This is a genomic window from Streptomyces flavofungini, from assembly GCF_014650815.1.
Classification (GTDB): domain Bacteria; phylum Actinomycetota; class Actinomycetes; order Streptomycetales; family Streptomycetaceae; genus Streptomyces; species Streptomyces flavofungini.
Map to the genome: position 1 here is coordinate 1 of NZ_BMVR01000017.1, position 15,687 is coordinate 15,687.

Annotated in this window: 12 protein-coding genes and 1 pseudogene; 10 read left to right on the forward strand and 3 right to left on the reverse strand. The window is 72.5% G+C overall.

Annotated elements, in window-relative coordinates:
* A pseudogene (locus tag IE274_RS33130) lies at positions 1–382 on the reverse strand (barstar family protein); the annotation flags it as partial.
* 178 nt (positions 383–560) lie between these two features.
* On the opposite strand from IE274_RS33130, the gene IE274_RS33135 reads away from it, so the two are divergent.
* The 4 genes from IE274_RS33135 (at position 561) to IE274_RS33150 (ending at position 5,368) form a co-directional block, all read left to right on the forward strand.
* Positions 561–1,532 carry an immunity 49 family protein gene (locus IE274_RS33135; protein ID WP_190119643.1) on the forward strand — a complete coding sequence of 324 codons (972 nt, stop codon included), beginning with the start codon at positions 561–563 and terminating at the stop codon, positions 1,530–1,532.
* A gap of 131 nt (positions 1,533–1,663) precedes the next feature.
* Positions 1,664–3,241 (forward strand): alpha/beta fold hydrolase, encoded by a 1,578-nt coding sequence (locus IE274_RS33140; protein ID WP_198897886.1) that lies wholly within the window; start codon positions 1,664–1,666, stop codon positions 3,239–3,241.
* A 46-nt stretch (positions 3,242–3,287) separates the two neighbouring features.
* The gene (locus IE274_RS33145; protein WP_190119644.1) at positions 3,288–3,986 is read left to right on the forward strand and encodes a response regulator transcription factor; all 699 of its coding nucleotides are present in this window, start codon (positions 3,288–3,290) and stop codon (positions 3,984–3,986) included.
* Positions 3,986–5,368, forward strand: coding sequence for a HAMP domain-containing sensor histidine kinase (locus tag IE274_RS33150; RefSeq protein ID WP_190119645.1), 1,383 nt, complete (start codon positions 3,986–3,988; stop codon positions 5,366–5,368). The genes IE274_RS33145 and IE274_RS33150 overlap by 1 nt, the downstream gene beginning before the upstream one ends.
* Here IE274_RS33150 and IE274_RS33155 read toward each other — a convergent pair.
* Positions 5,361–6,056, reverse strand: a complete 696-nt coding sequence (locus IE274_RS33155) for a M15 family metallopeptidase (protein ID WP_190119646.1) — start codon at positions 6,054–6,056, stop codon at positions 5,361–5,363. The two genes, IE274_RS33150 and IE274_RS33155, sit on opposite strands and share 8 nt — an antisense overlap.
* Before the next feature lie 179 nt (positions 6,057–6,235).
* On the opposite strand from IE274_RS33155, the gene IE274_RS33160 reads away from it, so the two are divergent.
* The 4 genes from IE274_RS33160 to IE274_RS33175 all read left to right on the forward strand — a co-directional run bounded on the left by IE274_RS33160 (position 6,236) and on the right by IE274_RS33175 (position 10,420).
* Positions 6,236–7,285, forward strand: coding sequence for an aldo/keto reductase (locus IE274_RS33160; RefSeq protein WP_190119647.1), 1,050 nt, complete (start codon positions 6,236–6,238; stop codon positions 7,283–7,285).
* A gap of 140 nt (positions 7,286–7,425) precedes the next feature.
* On the forward strand, positions 7,426–8,448 hold the full coding sequence (locus tag IE274_RS33165) for a YncE family protein (RefSeq protein ID WP_229909972.1): 1,023 nt from the start codon (positions 7,426–7,428) through the stop codon (positions 8,446–8,448).
* Positions 8,449–8,661: 213 nt separating this feature from the next.
* Positions 8,662–9,123: a DinB family protein gene (locus IE274_RS33170; protein WP_229909989.1), complete on the forward strand. Its 462-nt coding sequence runs from the start codon at positions 8,662–8,664 to the stop codon at positions 9,121–9,123.
* An 88-nt stretch (positions 9,124–9,211) separates the two neighbouring features.
* Positions 9,212–10,420, forward strand: coding sequence for an alpha/beta hydrolase (locus tag IE274_RS33175; RefSeq protein WP_190119650.1), 1,209 nt, complete (start codon positions 9,212–9,214; stop codon positions 10,418–10,420).
* A 39-nt stretch (positions 10,421–10,459) separates the two neighbouring features.
* Here the strand turns inward: IE274_RS33175 and IE274_RS33180 are convergent, their stop codons facing one another.
* On the reverse strand, positions 10,460–11,071 hold the full coding sequence (locus tag IE274_RS33180) for a dihydrofolate reductase family protein (RefSeq protein WP_190119651.1): 612 nt from the start codon (positions 11,069–11,071) through the stop codon (positions 10,460–10,462).
* A gap of 180 nt (positions 11,072–11,251) precedes the next feature.
* Here IE274_RS33180 and IE274_RS33185 point away from each other — a divergent pair, with 180 nt between their 5' ends.
* Together IE274_RS33185 and IE274_RS33190 are read left to right on the forward strand one after the other, a co-directional pair.
* Positions 11,252–14,119: an NACHT domain-containing protein gene (locus IE274_RS33185; RefSeq protein ID WP_190119652.1), complete on the forward strand. Its 2,868-nt coding sequence runs from the start codon at positions 11,252–11,254 to the stop codon at positions 14,117–14,119.
* Positions 14,120–14,735: 616 nt separating this feature from the next.
* Positions 14,736–15,494, forward strand: a complete 759-nt coding sequence (locus tag IE274_RS33190; RefSeq protein ID WP_190119653.1) for a DUF3472 domain-containing protein — start codon at positions 14,736–14,738, stop codon at positions 15,492–15,494.
* Positions 15,495–15,687 lie beyond the last annotated feature (193 nt).

Below are 15,687 nucleotides of genomic sequence, written 5' to 3' on the forward strand. Positions count from 1 at the left end.
GCGCGGTCGGCGTGGGTTCCTGGGACGGGGTGCCTCTGAACGTGTCCAGGAGGCGGAAGAACTCGTCGACCGGCGTGGAGTCGGCGGGTGTGCGGCGTTCGATCTCCGCCGCCCAGGTGAGCGAGCTGGCTGTGCCGTAGTGCTCGTGGAGCCAGTCGGTGAAGTCTGCCTCGGGCCAGAAAGGGAAGGGTTCGTCGCGGGAGTGCACGGCGAGGGCCACGCGGTAGCCGGTGAGGATGGACTGCAGGTGCTGCAGCGAGCCGGCCGGTAGCCACATGCCGGGCCGCAGGCGGATCTGCTCCAGGAAGTCGTACACGTCGGAGCAGTCCTGGAAGTGCTTGACGGCGTTCGCGGTGTTGACGGTGGTGTCGTCGGTCGGCATGGGGGCAGCCTACGGATCACGTAACCGGAGGAATCGCACCAGTCCCGCTCCGCCTCCCTCTCCCTGGAGGATGCCTCCGTAGCCTTGACCGGCCAAGACGCCATCGCCAACGGCGATGTCAGAGCCCGCTGATAGCGTTCCGCGTCCGACCTGAAGATCATGGGAGAGGACGCAAGCCGTGCAGGAAGTGACACGCCACGAGGTCAGGGAAGAGCACATCGCCCAGGCGCTCGACGACATCACCGGGCGGACCCGGGGGCGGTGGCACTGGATGCGCTACGACGATCCGTCCCCCAGGAAGATGCGGGAGATGGGGGAGGAACTCCTGGAGCACGTCGCGGCCCGCACCGTGGCGGGCGGACCACTCGACGAGACCTCGCGCACGGCGCTGCGGACCGCCGCGGAATGTGCCCTGGGGGAGTTGAGCGTCGGCTGTTTCCCCGGCGGTGACCAGGAGATCCTCTTTCCGCTCATCAATGAGGAACTGACCAGCGAGGACATCGCGTTCGGTGACGTCGTCGCGTTCAGCAAGGGGTCCGAGCAGGCCCCCTCGGCCCGTACCTGGCTCGACACCTTCGCCGTGTGTGTCGTCAGCGGGGTCGTGTGGGACTGGCAGCGGGTGATCGGCCTGCTGCTGCGGAGCGATTACGCGCCCGCGATCCGTGACGGGGTGCCGTACTCGACGCTCACCTCGACGTCGGACCGGCCGGATCTCGCCGCGATGGACGCACTGTGCGGCTACCTGACCCGGTCGCAGGGGCACCTCCCGCGCGACTGGCCCACCGTGCCCCTGTGCAAGCCGGACGCCGACGAGCGCACCGAGGCGGCCCGGCAGTTGGACGGAGCCGGCGCTCTCGCACCGGACCACCGTCTCCTTCGGGTTCTCCTCGACGATGACCAGCCCGCCTTCGAACAGGCCCTCGTGGCCCGGCTCGTCGAGCACCGGGAGAGCGTGGGGGCCGACCCCGCACCGAAGACCCTGCTGCCGCTCGGGGCTCTGGTGCTCGCCGCCCTCGCCGTGCAGGCGCACGGGTGGGAGCTGCGCGTCCGGTCCGGCTACCTGCCGGACGACCTTGTGGGTTCCCCGCAGGCCATGCGGCTCGCGGCGGACGGCCAGGCGAACAACCTGGGTGGCTGGGCCGCGAAGTAGTCCGTGCGGGTGTGTGGGCGAGTGCCCCCGCGCGCCCGTACGCGGAACGCATTCTTACCTGTTCTTGTCATTGCTTTGCCGCCCCTCTGAAGTGACCAGGCCAAGGTCGTGGTCACAGGAGAGGAGCAACGATGACCAACCAGAACACGGTGCGGCGGACGGTACTGGCGGCGAGCATGATGGCGGTGCTGGCCTCGGCGACACCCACGGCCTCGGCGACACCCACGGCGGTGGCACCCACGGCGGCGGCCGCACCCACGGCGCTGGCCGCGCCGCCCCAGCGAGGCAGCGGCCCGAAGTGGTGCCCCACCGTGGACGACCACCGCGTGGACTGCGGTGCGATCACCCGTCCGCTCGTCGCCGGGAAGCCGAAGCTCGGCACGATCGATGTGAGTTACGCGGTCGTACGACACCGGGGCCCGGGCGCGGCCAAGGGAACCGTCGCCGTGAACCCGGGCGGCCCCGGGGAGGTCGCCATCGACCGCGCCCCCGAGTTCGCCGCCGGTCTGGACGCCGTCCTCAAGGACCACGACGTCCTGCTCGTCGACCCGCGGGGCACCGGCAGGTCCGAGCGCATCCCGTGCGGGGTGACCGACGTCGAGTACCGCTTCGGGTCGAGAAAGCAGCAGCGCGACGCCGTCACCCGCTGCGCCCGCAACCTCGGCCCCAAGGCGCAGGGCTACACCACGGCGGCCACCGCGGACGACATCGACGCCGTCCGAGCCCGGCTCGGCGCGAAGAAGCTCACGCTGTACGGGCTGTCCTACGGCACGTACTTGATGCCGGTGTACGCGAGCCGGCACCCCGAGCGCGTGCGGTCCATCGTGCTGTCCGGGGCGTACCCCCTCGGCTTCGACCCGCTCGTCCGCCCCAGCGCGCAAGCCGTGTCGCTGGCTCTGCGCCGGATCTGCGACCGCTCCGTCCCGGCGGCCTGCGACGGCCAAAAGGCTGTGCGGGACCTGCGCACCACGGCGGAACGGCTGCGCGACCGGCCCCTGGACGTGCCGTTCGAGGCGGCCGGGGCCAAGCGTCGACTGCGCTTCACGGAGGGCCAACTCGCCAATCTGCTCTTCGAGGCGGCCAGTCGCGGAGCGGGCGCCGTCCCCGGCGAGCCGTCGCTGCTCGGCAGCGTGCCGCACGCCCTGCACCGCTTCGTCCAGGGCGACACCGCGCCGCTGCGGCGCCTGATCCGGGAGGAGGCCTCGTCGGCCACCACGGAGGACCAGGCACCGTACGCGGCGGTGGTCTGCAACGACTACCGCAAGGCGTGGTCGACGCAGGCGTCGACGGCCCAGCGGTGGCGCCAGTACCGTGCCGCCCTCGCGGCCACGAAGCCCGGCGAGCACGGGGCGTTCAGCGCCAAGGGGTTCACCGAGGGGCCGACGGACGGCGGTGACGTGTGCATCGGCTGGCCCCGCGCCACCACCGCGAGCCCGCAGCCCACCCGGCCCAGGATGCCGGACGTACCCGTCCTGGTGCTCTCCGGCGACCTCGACGCCAACACCCCCGACGCCAACGGCCGGGCGGCCGGGCGCCAGTTCGGCCACAGCACGTTCTTCTCGGTCCGCAACGTGGGACACGTGCCCGAGCTGGAACAGAGCGGCTGCGTCACGGGTGTCACCGCCCGCTTCATCCGGACCGGCACTCCCGGCGACACCGCCTGCCTGCAGAGCCTCCCGCCGATCGCCGTCGCCCCCGTGCGCCGCTGACGGGGCCACTGCCATGACCAGGCCCGCCACCAGCGAAGATGTCCCCATGACGAACGCTGTCGAGACCCACCGCACCGTGCTGGTCGTCGAGGACGACCCGGGAGTGCGCAGCACCCTGGAGCAGTTGCTCCGCTTCGAGGGCTACCACGTGCTCGTGGCCGCTGACGGGTTCGGCGCGCTCAGCCTGCTGGAGGAGCGGCGGCCGGATCTCGCGATGGTGGACGTGGTCATGCCGGGCCTGGACGGACTGGAACTGTGCCGGATGCTCCGCAGGCGCGGCGAGCGCCTGCCCATCCTCGTGCTCACCGCCCGCCACCAGATCGGCGACCGCGTCGCCGGTCTGGACGCCGGGGCCGACGACTACCTGGCCAAGCCCTTCGCCACCGAGGAACTCCTCGCGCGCATACGGGCGTTGCTGCGCCGCACCGACCCACCCGCGGACGCTGGCCTGCTGCGGGTCGCCGACCTCACGCTGGACCCCACCGCCCGCCGGGCCGAGCGCGGTCCGCAGCCGCTGGACCTCACCAAGACCGAGTTCGACGTACTGGAACTGCTGCTGCGGCACCAGGGAGCCGTCCTCACCCGCACCCAGATCTACGAGCGCATCTGGGGCTACGACCTCGACACCTCCTCGCGCTCCCTCGACGTGTACATCGGCTACCTGCGGCGCAAGACCGAACAGGACGGCGGCCCCCGCCTGATCCAGACCGTGCGCAACGTCGGCTACACCGTCAGGCCCGCCTGATGCTGCGCACGAAGATCACGGTGCTGGTCATCGCGGCCGCCGCCCTCGCCATCGCCGTCACGGCGTTCGCCTCCTTCCGCAACGTGAGCGACGTCGTCGCCGACGAACTCGAACGCGGCCTCGAGGACCGCGCCGACACGGCCGTCACCCTGCTCGCCGCCGACCGCACCCCGCCGCCGAGGCCCGACATGACCGAGCAGATCCTGTCCCCGCGGGGCACCGTGCGGCCGCTGGCGCCGGGGCGTGCGGCGCTGCCCGTCGCACCCGCGGACCGCCGCGTCGCCCGGACGGGGAAGGGCAGCAGCCGCCAGGACGTCGTGGTCTCCGGCACCGAGTACGGGATCCTCACCCTGCCCCTTCCCGACGGCGGCGCGGTCATGGTCGGCCAGAGCTACCGCGACGCCGTGCGCCTCGAACGCGACTTCCTGTGGCGTATCTCCTGGACCACGGCCGCCGCGACCGGCCTCTCCGCGCTGCTCGGCTGGCTCGCCGTCGGCCGGATCCTGCGCCCGGTGCGCCGCCTGGTCCGTACGACCCGGCGCATCACCAGCACCCAGGACCTCTCCACCCCGCTGCCGCCCGCGGGAAAGGACGAGATCGGCCAGCTCAGCCTCAGCTTCGACACCATGCTGAGCGCCCTGCGTCGCTCCCGCAGCAAGGAGCAGGAACTGGTCCACAACGCCAGCCACGAACTGCGCACCCCCCTCACCTCGGTGCGCGGCAGCGCCGAACTCCTGCAACGGGCCCGCGGCCGACTCGACCCCAAGGACGAGGAGAAGATCCTCGCCACCCTGGTCACCGAGGCGGTCGCCCTCGACGACCTCGTACGGGAACTGGTCGAACTGGCCACCGACCGCTACACCGAGGACGACCCCACGAGCATCGACCTGCCGACCCTGGCCGAGGACAGCGCGCGCCGCCACAGCCTGCGCACCGGACGCGCCATCTCCGTCACCACCACCCGGCCGACCCCGGTGCACGCCCGCACCCGTGCCCTGCAGCGCTGTGTCGACAACCTCCTCAACAACGCCGTCAAGTTCAGCCCGCCGGACACCCCCATCACCCTCCACGTCGATGGCTGCCAACTGTCCGTACGCGACCAGGGCCCCGGCATCCCGCCGGACGAACGGCAGGCCGTCTTCGACCGCTTCCACCGTGGCCCCGGCACCCAGGCCACGCCGGGGTCCGGGCTCGGCCTGGCGATCGTCCACGATCTCGTCGAGGCGGAGAACGGGACCGTGTTCGCGGCCGAAGCGGCGGGAGGCGGCGCGGAGGTCGGCTTCCGGCTGCCGCCGCACACCGGGCCCGACGACAACGCCGCCGCCCCCGCGCGGGAGGACGGCGGCAGGCCTGCCCCCGCGATCACGGATCGGCTCAACTGACCGTCGGCTGCCCGTCCTTCGGTGCCGCCGAGCCGCCGGGCAGTTCCCGCGGCCCGTAGGGGGCGTGCTCCGCCCCGGTGGCCAGGGCCCAGTAGCGGTCGCCGTACGACCAGTGCCACCACTCGGTCGGGTAGTTCACCAGGCCCGCGGCCGACAGCGCCGTCCCCAGGATGCGGCGGTGCTCGCGGGCCTCGGCGGTGATGCTGTCGGCGCCGGTGTAGCAGGCGCCCGCGCTCTCCTCGGGGGAGGCGTTCATCGCGGTGCCCAGGTCCAGTTCGCGTCCGTCGGTGTCGGCCAGGGTCAGGTCCACGGCGGCGCCCGCACTGTGCGGGGCGATGTCGGGCGGGGAGACGTAGCGGCTCGCCGCCGCGTGGATCCGCTCGGCTGGCCACTCCGGGTGGAGCTTCGTCAGCTCCTCGGCGTACTCCTCGAAGTACGCGCGCTGCAACGACAGCGGGCGGTACCCCTCGACGAACAGCAGCCGCAGCCCGTCGGGCAGCAGCGTCTGGGCCTCCAGGAGCCGGTTGACGACGCCTTCCCGCAGGTACACGAAGGCGTGCGCCGGGTCCCGCAGCCGGTCGTCGACCAGCAGGGCGGCTGCGCGACGCACGTCCGCCAGCGGTTCGCCGCACTCCCGCACGGGGGTCGAGGTGACCTTCGGATCGGACATCAGGATGATCTCGCTCATGGCGAGATCATCTCCTGGGCCACGGCTGCGCCGGGAGTCGGCTCCTCGGTCGGAGTCCCGGCCCGGGACAGCCGGGAGCAGCGCTTGCCTTGGAGCGCGCTCCACCTCGTAGAGTCGCCGCACTCACGGGACCACGAGGACCCGGAGGACTCAGAGGACCAACGGCCAAGGAGAGTCGCATGCGCCACCGCGTTCTGGGCGGGACCGGCATCGAGGTCAGCCCCTACTGCCTCGGCACGATGATGTTCGGTGCCGTCGGCAACACCGACCACGACGAGTGCGCCCGGATCATCCACGCCGCGCTGGACGAGGGCATCAACTTCGTCGACACCGCCGACATGTACTCGGCCGGGGAGTCGGAGACGATCGTCGGCAAGGCGCTGAAGGGCCGCCGCGACGACGTGGTGCTCGCGACCAAGGTCCACTTCCCGATGGGGGAGGGGCCCAACCGGGGCGGGAACTCGCGGCGTTGGATCGTCCGGGAGGTGGAGGACAGCCTGCGGCGCCTGGGGACGGACTGGATCGACCTGTACCAGGTGCACCGGCCGGACCACACGACCGACATCGAGGAGACGCTGTCCGCGCTGACCGACCTGGTGCGCCAGGGCAAGATCAGGGCGTTCGGCTGCTCTACGTTCCCGGCGGACGACATCGTCGAGGCGTACCACGTCGCCGACCGCCGGGGTCTCCAGCGGTTCCGCACCGAGCAGCCGCCCTACTCGCTGCTCGCCCGGGGGATCGAGAAGCAGGTCCTGCCGGTGGCGCGGCGCCTCGGCATGGGCGTGCTGACCTGGAGCCCGCTGGCCTCGGGCTTCCTCACCGGCCGCTACCGCAAGGGCCGGGCCCTCGACCTGAGCAGCGGCCGCCCCACCCTGAACCCCGACCGCTTCGATCCGTCGGCGCCGCGCACCGCCGCGAAGCTGGACGTCGTCGAGCAGTTGGTGGCGGTGGCCGACGACGTGGGCTGTTCGCTGCCGGAGCTGGCGATCGCCTTCCCGCTCGCGCACCCCGCCGTCACCTCGGTGATCATCGGCCCGCGCACGATGGAGCAGCTGCGGAACACGCTCAAGGGCGCCGCTGTGGCCCTGGACGACGCCGCGCTCGACCGGATCGACGCGATCGTGCCGCCCGGTACCGACGTCTATCCTCCGGACGGCGCGTGGACGGCGCCGTCGCTCACCACGCCGTCGCTCCGGCGCCGCGCGGCCGGGTCCAGGTCCGCGGCCTGAGGGAGCGGTGGGGCGGGCAGGGGAGAAACCAGGGGAAGAAGGTCGGGGTGCGGGACCAGGGTAGGAAGGTCGGGGTACGGGACAAGGGTAGGAAGGTCGGGGTGCGGGAGCAGGGCGAGAGGACGAGGTGAGGGACTGTGGTGACGCGTCGTACGGTGATCAAGGCCGCGGGGGCCGGGACGTTGGCGAGCGGGCTGAGCACGGCCGCGGCCGGTGCTTCCCGGGCGGAGGACGCCGACGTGCTGGCGGTCGTGGAGAAGAGCAGCCACGCGGTGAGCTTCTACGACGTCGCCTCGGGGCGGCGCCTGCGGAGCGTCCAACTTCCCGACTACCCGCATGAGATGGTCGTCGACTCCCGCAGACGCTTCGCCTACGTCGGGCACTACGGCGTACGCATGGCCGCCACTGTCGGCGAGGGCGGCGCCGCGGTCCTCGTCATCGACCTCGCCGAGCGGACCCTGGCCCGGACCATCGACACCCGGCCGTTCCACCGCATCCACGGCATGGGCATCGACCGCCACGACCGGCTGTACGCCCTGAGCGAGGAGAAGGCGGTCCTGCTCGGCTTCGACGCCCCGACCACCGACGGGGCCCCGACCCGGGCGGTACCCACGCACGGTGTGAAGACCCACCTCTTCTCGCTCAGCCGCGACGGCGAACGCGCCTACGTCACCGGCCTGCTGTCCCACACGGTGAGCCTCGTCCGCCCCCACGACGCCGCCGCCCCACCCCTCCTCGTCACCCCCGGCCAACTGCCCGAGAGCAGCTGCCTCAGCCGTGACGAGAAGACCCTGTTCGTCGGCGCCCGCAAGAGCGCGTCCCTGGTCGCCGTGGACGCCCGCACCATGAAGGTACGCCGGAGCCGCAAGGTGGGCGGAGACCCCCTGCGCGTGTACACCCTCGACGACGAACGGCTGTTGGCCACGGACATCGCCGCCAACACCCTCACCGTCTTCAGCACCGACCTGCGACCGATCCGCTCCCTCCGCCTCGACGGCACCCCGTCCGCCGTGTCGTTCCACCCCGCCAAGCCGATCGCGTACGTCTCCCAGCTCGGCAACAACCGGATCGCCGTCGTCGACCTGGACCGCCTCACCGTCATCGGCGGCTTCGCCACCCAACTGGAACCGGACTCCTCGGTGCTGCTGCCCGCCACCTCGTGAGCGGTCGGCGCGGCCCAGCGCCGCGGCCGCCCCGGCGCGGGGTGCGCGGGCCGCGCGGATGATGATGTACGGATGACACACCTTCCTCAGGAACACGTCACCAGGAGACGAGCCGAGCTGTTCGAGGCCGGTCCGGCCGCCGCCGGCGCGTCGAGTGCGGTCGGCTCCGGCGAAGACCGCTTCAGCGGGCCCGCCACCGGCGACGAGCGCGCGATGCTCGTCGGGTTCCTCGCGGCGCAGCGCGCGACGCTCGCGCTCAAGTGCGCGGGCCTCGGCGCGGAGTTGGCGCAGCGATCGGCCACACCGTCCACGCTGTCGCTGCTCGGCCTGGTGCGGCACCTCGCCGAAGTGGAGCGCCGCTGGTTCCGACGGGTGCTCGCCGCCCAGGACGTACCGGCCCTGTTCTGCTCGCCGGCCGAACCCGACGCGGACTTCACCGGCGCGCTGCCCGACCCCGCCCTCGCCGCGGCGGCGTGGGACGCGTGGCAGGCGGAAGTCGCCTTCGCCGAGCGCTTCGTGACCGACGCGCCCCACCTCGACGTGGCAGGCACGGACTCCTGGCGCGGCACCGTGTCCCTGCGCTGGGTGCTCATCCACATGGTCGAGGAGTACGCGCGCCACAACGGCCACGCCGATCTGCTGCGGGAGCGGATCGACGGGGCGATCGGCCTCTGACACGGCGCGTCACCCCAGCGGTGACGCGCGACCCCCAGCTCTCGCGGGCCACCGACCCGCGCTGTGGCGCTACCAAGGAGAACCCTCCATGACGGACCAGCCTTCGACGGACCAGCCTGCGGGAGAGCTCTCGCGCCGTTCGATACTCCGGGCGTCGGTGACGGGGGCGACGGCGGCGGTCGCCGGTGGCCTCGGAGCCGGAGCGGCCTTCGCCTCCCCGGCCGCCGCCCCAGTCCCCCTGCCCGCGGCCACCGGCCCGTACGCGGTCGGCACCCGCACCTTCCACCTCGTCGACGACCGCCGCAAGGACCCCTTCGCACCCACGGCGACGCCGCGCGAGCTGATGATCCAGGTCTGGTACGCGGCCGCCGGGACCCGCGGCCCGCAGCGCGCCCGGTACCTCACGGCCGGTCTGGAGCCGGTCGTCGAGCAGCGCTTCGAACTCCCGCAAGGCTCCTTGGGGTCGGTACGCACAGGAGCCTGGCAGGACGCGCCGGTGCACCCGCGCCTGCGCCGGGCCCCCGTGGTGTTCTTCGGCCCGGGCCGCCAGGACCCCGCGGCCACTGGCACGGCCTTCGCCCAGGACTTGGCAAGCCACGGCTACGTCGTCATCGGCGTGAACCACACCTACGACGGCCCGACCCAGTTCCCCGACGGCCGGATCGTCCCGCAGAATCCCGCCACCGGCGACCAGGCGATGCTGCGCACGTACTCCGACGTCCGCGCCGCGGACCTCAGCTTCGTGCTCGACGTCGTGACCGGGCAGCGCACGACGCGACTGCCCGCGGAGATCACGGGGGCGCTGCGGCACACCGGCGTCGGCGTGTTCGGCCACTCCCTCGGCGGCTCGGCGGCCGCCGAAGTGCTCCGCACCGACCCGCGGTTCACCGCCGGCGCCTGCTTGGACGGGGCACTCCAGACGGACGCCGCGCAGACCGGGCTCAAGCAGCCGTTCCTGCTGTTCACCGAGCCGATGGAGCTGCCGACCTGGAGCGACTTCATGGCCCACCACACGGCCTGGGGCCGCCGCATGGTCCTGAGCGGTGCGCGCCACTACAGCTTCAACGACCTCGCGGCGCTCGGCGTCGGGCTGCGGCTCGACCAGGTGTGGACCGCGGAACGGTACGCCAAGTTCTTCGGCACGGCCGAAGGGCGCCGGTCGCAGGCGGTCACGGGGGACTACGTCCGCGCGTTCTTCGACCACTGGCTGCGCGGCCGCGCCACGACCTCGCCGTCCCTGGACGTCCCGGACGCCGCCTACCCCGAGATCACGATCGGCTGGACGTCCGGGAGCTGACCCCCGGCCGTCCATCGGCGCCCGTCCGCCACCAGAGGCCTACGCCCCGGCCCCGTAGGTCCCGTACTCCGGCAGCCCCGTCGCCTCGAAGGTGTGCACCGACAGGCCACCCGGCGTCGTCTGCTGGCCGACGAGCCGCAGCCCGGCCGGTGCGCCGCCGTCCGGGAACAGGCGCCGGCCCGTGCCCACCACGACCGGGGCGATCGCGAGCCGCAACGTGTCGACAAGACCGGCGGCCAGCAGGGACTGGGCGAGGCGGGCGCTGCCGTGGATCTGCAGTTCCCGTCCGGGTTGCCGCTTGAGCTCGGCGACCTGGGCGGGGATGTCGCCGGACAGGATCGTGGTCGGGTCCCAGTCGGCCTTGGTGAGGCTGTGGGTGGCCACGTACTTCGGCAGGCCGTTCATGACGGGGGCGAAGGGGTGGTCGGTCATCGTCGGCCAGTCCCGCGCGAAGTTCTCGTACGTACGACGGCCGAACAGCATCGCGTCGGCCTCGCCCAGCCACGTACCGGCGATCCGCTCGAACTCCGCGTCCAGATGCGGCACGAACCAGCCGCCCCGCGTGAACCCGTCGCTGGTGTCCTCGTCCGGGGACCCCGGCCCCTGGGACACACCGTCGAGCGACAGGAACTCCTGCACGACCAGCTTCATGGCGTACCGCTTTCTCTTCGGCCTCGATGGGGGACGCGATCGTCCCACTCCTCAGACCCGGTGGAGCGCAGACACTCATCGGTCCGAACGCAGGCACTGTGTGAGCTTCACGTCCGGTTGGTGTACACCTGACTGGCGTCCGCGACGGGACGGCACGAGCAGGGGTGCGTGAGGGGGCGCATGGAGCAGGATCCGGTGTCGCACAACGCGTTCTCGGGCACCGCGCACACGGTCATCCAGGCCCACACCATCCACGGCGGCATCCACTTCCACGACGGCCGTCGCCCGGTCGACGGCCGCTGGCTCGCCGCCCGCCTTGTGCTCGCGGGCTGCTCGATGGTGGCGGGTGCGGTGCTGTTCGTGGTCGGCGTCGACGTCGGCAGCGGTGCACGGCTGCGGGCGTTCGATCTGATGGCCGGTGCGGTGAGCGCGGTCCTGGTGACCTTCGGGATGTGGCTGGCGCCCGCCGCGCTCGCCCGGCACCGCCGGTCCCGGGTGCTGTGGGGCGATCGCTCCGACCCGGAGCTGAACGCGGCGGCCGATCGGCTCGCGACGGCCGTGCGCGAGCAACTGCTCCGGGAGGAGCGGCTGCGCCGGTTGCAGGACCCGGCGCCGATTCCCGTGCGCTGGACGGGCGCGCCCGACGAGCTGATCGACCACTGGGAGAACATCACCGGCGACGGTCCCCTCTCGCTCTCCGGCCGTTTCGAGGAGATCGCCGACGTCTTCGACCGCGTCCCGTCCGGCCGACTCGTCGTCCTCGGCCCGGCGGGCACGGGCAAGTCGGTGCTGGTGGTCCGGCTCGCCCTCGACCTCCTGGAACGCAGACAGCCCGGAGACAAGGTCCCGGTGATCCTGCCCCTCGCCTCCTGGCGGCCGGAGACCGAGCCGGACCTGTGGGAGTGGGCCGCCGAAGCGCTCAGCCGCCGCTACGCCGCCCTGGGCACCGGCACCGCCTCCGCCCGCGACATCTGCCGCGAGCTGCTGCGCACCGGCCGACTGCTGCCGGTGCTCGACGGCTTCGACGAACTCCCCGAGACCGTACGGCCGAACGCCTTGAGCACACTCAACGGCACCCTCGACCGCGCCGCCCAGGCCGTCCTCACCAGCCGCGCGGCGGAGTACCGCGACGCCGCACGGAACACCCGCCCGCTCACCGGCGCGGCCGCCATCGGCATGCGCCCCCTCACTGTGGCCGACCTGACCGACTACCTGCGACGCACCACCCGGCCACGGCCGGGGGACAGGCAGCGCACCACCACCGTGTGGGACCGTGCGCTCACCGCCCCCGCCGGTGATCCGCGGCGCGCGGCCCGGATCCACCTGCTCACCGAGGCGCTGGCCACCCCCCTCATGGCCGCCCTCGCCCGCAAGGCCTACAGCGACACCGACAGGGACCCGGAGGAACTGCTCGACCCGCGACGTTTCCCCGCCCGCGCCGCCATCGAGGCCCATCTCCTCGACCAGTTCGTCCCCGCCGCCTATGACGCGGCCCTCGCCGCCGCGAGTCCCGGGCGCCGCTGGGACGCCGATGACGCCCACCGCTGCCTCGAGTTCCTCGCCGGGCACGCCCGGGACCAGGGCGCCCGGGAGGTGACCTGGTGGAGCCTGCCGCTCGCCGTGCCCTGGCTCGTGCGCGGCGCCGGGGCGGCCGTCGCTATGGCGTTGAGCCTGGTGGCACTGGCACCTGTCGGCTACACACGGCCCTTCGAGGCCCCGTTCGGCATCGGAACCGTGCCGCTGATCGCCTTGGTGGCGCCCTTCGCCGCCCTCGCCGTCATCGACGCCGCGGTGGACAGCGCCGCACCGTGGACCCTCACGAAACGCGGCTGGCTAATCCCCTTCCTGCGAAGAACCGCCCTGATGGTCCCCGTCACGGTCGTCTTGACCCTCACCACCCTGAGCGCGACCGGAGAGTCCCCGTGGCTGGGCCTCTACCTGGCCCTCCCGCTCGTCCTTCTCGCGGGCGGCTCGGCCTTCCAGGGCGTCGCCGACCACTCCCTGGCCCCCGGCCCCCGCGCCCTGTTGCGCACGGACCGCCGGGTCACGCTGGCACTGCCCGGCACCCGCGCCTTCACCGCACCACGCCGAGGCTTCGCCGCGGCCGTGTGCCTCCTCGCCCCGCTGGCCCTGTTCCTGAACGAACACACCACGACGTACCTCTACGCGGGAGCGGCACCACCGCCGGACGTCTACGACGTCGTCACCGCCGGGGACTGGCTGCTGACCTCCCTGAGCGCGGCGGCGGCCCTCCTGCTGTATGGGATCGCCGTGTCGGCGTGGGGGAAGTTCACCGTCGCGAGGATCTGGTTGGCTGCGACCGGCCGACTGCCCTGGCGGGTCCTGGAATTCCTGGAGGACGCCTGCGCACGCGGTGCCCTCCGCCAGTCCGGCGGTGTCCTGTCCTTCCGGCACGGCAGACTCCAGGACACCCTGGCGCCGCCCCGGCCCGTCCCCGCCCGGGCAGGCCTCGGCCGGGCCCGCAAGGCCACCACCCTGGCGCACTACGGGGTGGCTCTGACGCTGTCCCTGGTCGTGCCAGAACTGATCATCACCCTTGCCACCCCGAACGACGAGCGCTACCGCTCGCTGCCCTCCGCGTGCGCGTTGCTGAACCGGGACCTGGCCGCGCGGGTGATACCTGGGCCGCTGCTCGTGAAGTCGGCTCTGCCCGACGACGAGACGTACTCGCTCTGTACGTGGCGCACCGATCACAAGGACCAGTCACCGTCCGTCGAGCTGCTGGTCACGAGAGAGTCGGCGGCCGTGGGGGAGAGCGCGGTGGAGCGAGCCATCGTGGGCTTCCGGGCCGCGGAGACCGACAGCCGGAGTCGCGGGGAGCGCCGACAGGAGGTCGGTCTCGGTGATGAGGCGGCCTGGTGGGGGTCCGAGAGCGGTGGCCGGGTGATCGTGCGTCAGGACAACGTCTGCGTCGACCTGCGGGTGAAGGACTCCGGTGGCTCCGCGCGGGGCTCCGCCCACCACGACGTGGTGGTGATGCGTGAGATCGCGGAGGAGGTGCTCGATCGGGTGCGGGGGTCACGGTGATCGCGAGGGCTGCCCCAACCGCGGCAGGAGCACGGGGAGTCGGGCACCGCCCGCCGCCGGGATGATGTCCAGGGTGCCGTCGTGGGCCCGTGCGATGTCGCGTGCGATGGGCAGGCCCAGGCCCGAGCCGCCCGTGTCGCGGGTGCGAGGGCGGCGCCGTCGGTGGCGGTGCCGAGCGCGGTGTCGCGTCGCGTATCAAGTGACGCGTATCGAGTAGCGCGTCCCGCCGGTGAGCTGTTCGTGCTCCCGGTGCGGGTGACGCCTTGACCGGCCCTGTCCTGGCCGCCGCACGGAGCGGTCAGGACAGGGCGCTCGCCTGGGTGCGGGCTTGAGCAACACGTCGGCGGCGACCCCTCGCACACCGTGGCGCGGCGAAGAGTCCAAGTCCGGCCCCGTACTAGTCCATGTCGTCACGGACGACAGCTGAGTACAAGTGCCGTAAGGGAAGCGTCCGATGACACCTTCCGCGCTCCCCGGCACCAGTGCGCCGCCGCAGCCCGCCATCAAGGACCACGACCACGACACCACGCAGCACGTCTTCCCGTAGCGGAACGCGCCCAGAAGCGGCCATTGGCGGCCGTCTCTTCCTCGACACCCCCACTGAGAGGAACAGCCCATGCCAGTCCGTACGCTCCGCTTCTCCGCCGCGGCAGCCGCGGCCGCAGGCCTGCTTCTGCTCGCCCCCCACCCGGCCTCCGCCTCCGTCGGCGGCGGGAACGTCTCGGTGAGCTGGTCCCTCCCTGGCACCCCGAGCTCCGGCCTCACCAACATCACCTTCCCCATGACGGTGCAGCCCGCCACGGCCCACAAGGCTGGGATCTACTTCGCCCAGCAGTACGACTTCGAGAACGGCATGGGCTACACAGGCCTGCAGCCGCGCGCGAACAGCGGCGGCAACGAGCGCCTCTCCGCCCGCTTCTCGACCTTCACCAAGGGCGCGACCACCTCCGACCCGAACTGCCACGAGGGCGCCGACGGCGGGCCGGGCGTCACCTGCGCGGTGGACTTCGACGCCGTCTACGGCCACCGCTACGACATCAAGGTCCAGCGGACCGGCACCGACACCTGGACCGGCACGGCGCGGGACACCGTCACCGGCGCCTCCACCCACCTGGGCACCTACACGCTGCCGTCCGGCAGCGGCAACCTGAAGGGCTCCCAGGGCGGCTTCGTGGAGTACTACGCAGGGATCCCGAGCTGCGCCGAAATGCCCAGGTCCGACGTCATCCTCGGCGGTCCCACCAGCACCGACGCGGGCGGCCTGAGCGGCACGTCAAGGGCCAACTACGAGTACAGCGACTGCGTCGGCAAGGCCAACTACCGGGCCGAGAACGACGGAGCGGGCACACACATCACCCGCGGCTTCGTGTCGTGAGCGGGCCCTGGCGCCGCGGCGGGCCCTGACGCCCGCCTGCGGCCAATCGCCGGTCCGGGGGCGCCGCACCAGTCGAGCCGCACCGAAGCGACGTCGCCGCCGGGCCAAACCTCACCCGAACGAGTGAGTTGACGGCTCGCAAGGGCGGACCCTGGGGCACCTGGGTAGAGCCAAGCCCAGGAGTGTCACGGCC

What these genes read in the sequence shown, in the direction of transcription:
- IE274_RS33155 (WP_190119646.1), bottom strand. Translation starts at nt 6,056, where the DNA reads ATGAGCGAGATCATCCTGATGTCCGATCCGAAGGTCACCTCGACCCCC.
- IE274_RS33150 (WP_190119645.1), top strand. Translation starts at nt 3,986, where the DNA reads ATGCTGCGCACGAAGATCACGGTGCTGGTCATCGCGGCCGCCGCCCTC.
- IE274_RS33180 (WP_190119651.1), bottom strand. Translation starts at nt 11,071, where the DNA reads ATGAAGCTGGTCGTGCAGGAGTTCCTGTCGCTCGACGGTGTGTCCCAG.
- IE274_RS33175 (WP_190119650.1), top strand. Translation starts at nt 9,212, where the DNA reads ATGACGGACCAGCCTTCGACGGACCAGCCTGCGGGAGAGCTCTCGCGC.
- IE274_RS33145 (WP_190119644.1), top strand. Translation starts at nt 3,288, where the DNA reads ATGACGAACGCTGTCGAGACCCACCGCACCGTGCTGGTCGTCGAGGAC.
- IE274_RS33190 (WP_190119653.1), top strand. Translation starts at nt 14,736, where the DNA reads ATGCCAGTCCGTACGCTCCGCTTCTCCGCCGCGGCAGCCGCGGCCGCA.
- IE274_RS33160 (WP_190119647.1), top strand. Translation starts at nt 6,236, where the DNA reads ATGCGCCACCGCGTTCTGGGCGGGACCGGCATCGAGGTCAGCCCCTAC.
- IE274_RS33170 (WP_229909989.1), top strand. Translation starts at nt 8,662, where the DNA reads ATGCTCGTCGGGTTCCTCGCGGCGCAGCGCGCGACGCTCGCGCTCAAG.
- IE274_RS33185 (WP_190119652.1), top strand. Translation starts at nt 11,252, where the DNA reads ATGGAGCAGGATCCGGTGTCGCACAACGCGTTCTCGGGCACCGCGCAC.
- IE274_RS33140 (WP_198897886.1), top strand. Translation starts at nt 1,664, where the DNA reads ATGACCAACCAGAACACGGTGCGGCGGACGGTACTGGCGGCGAGCATG.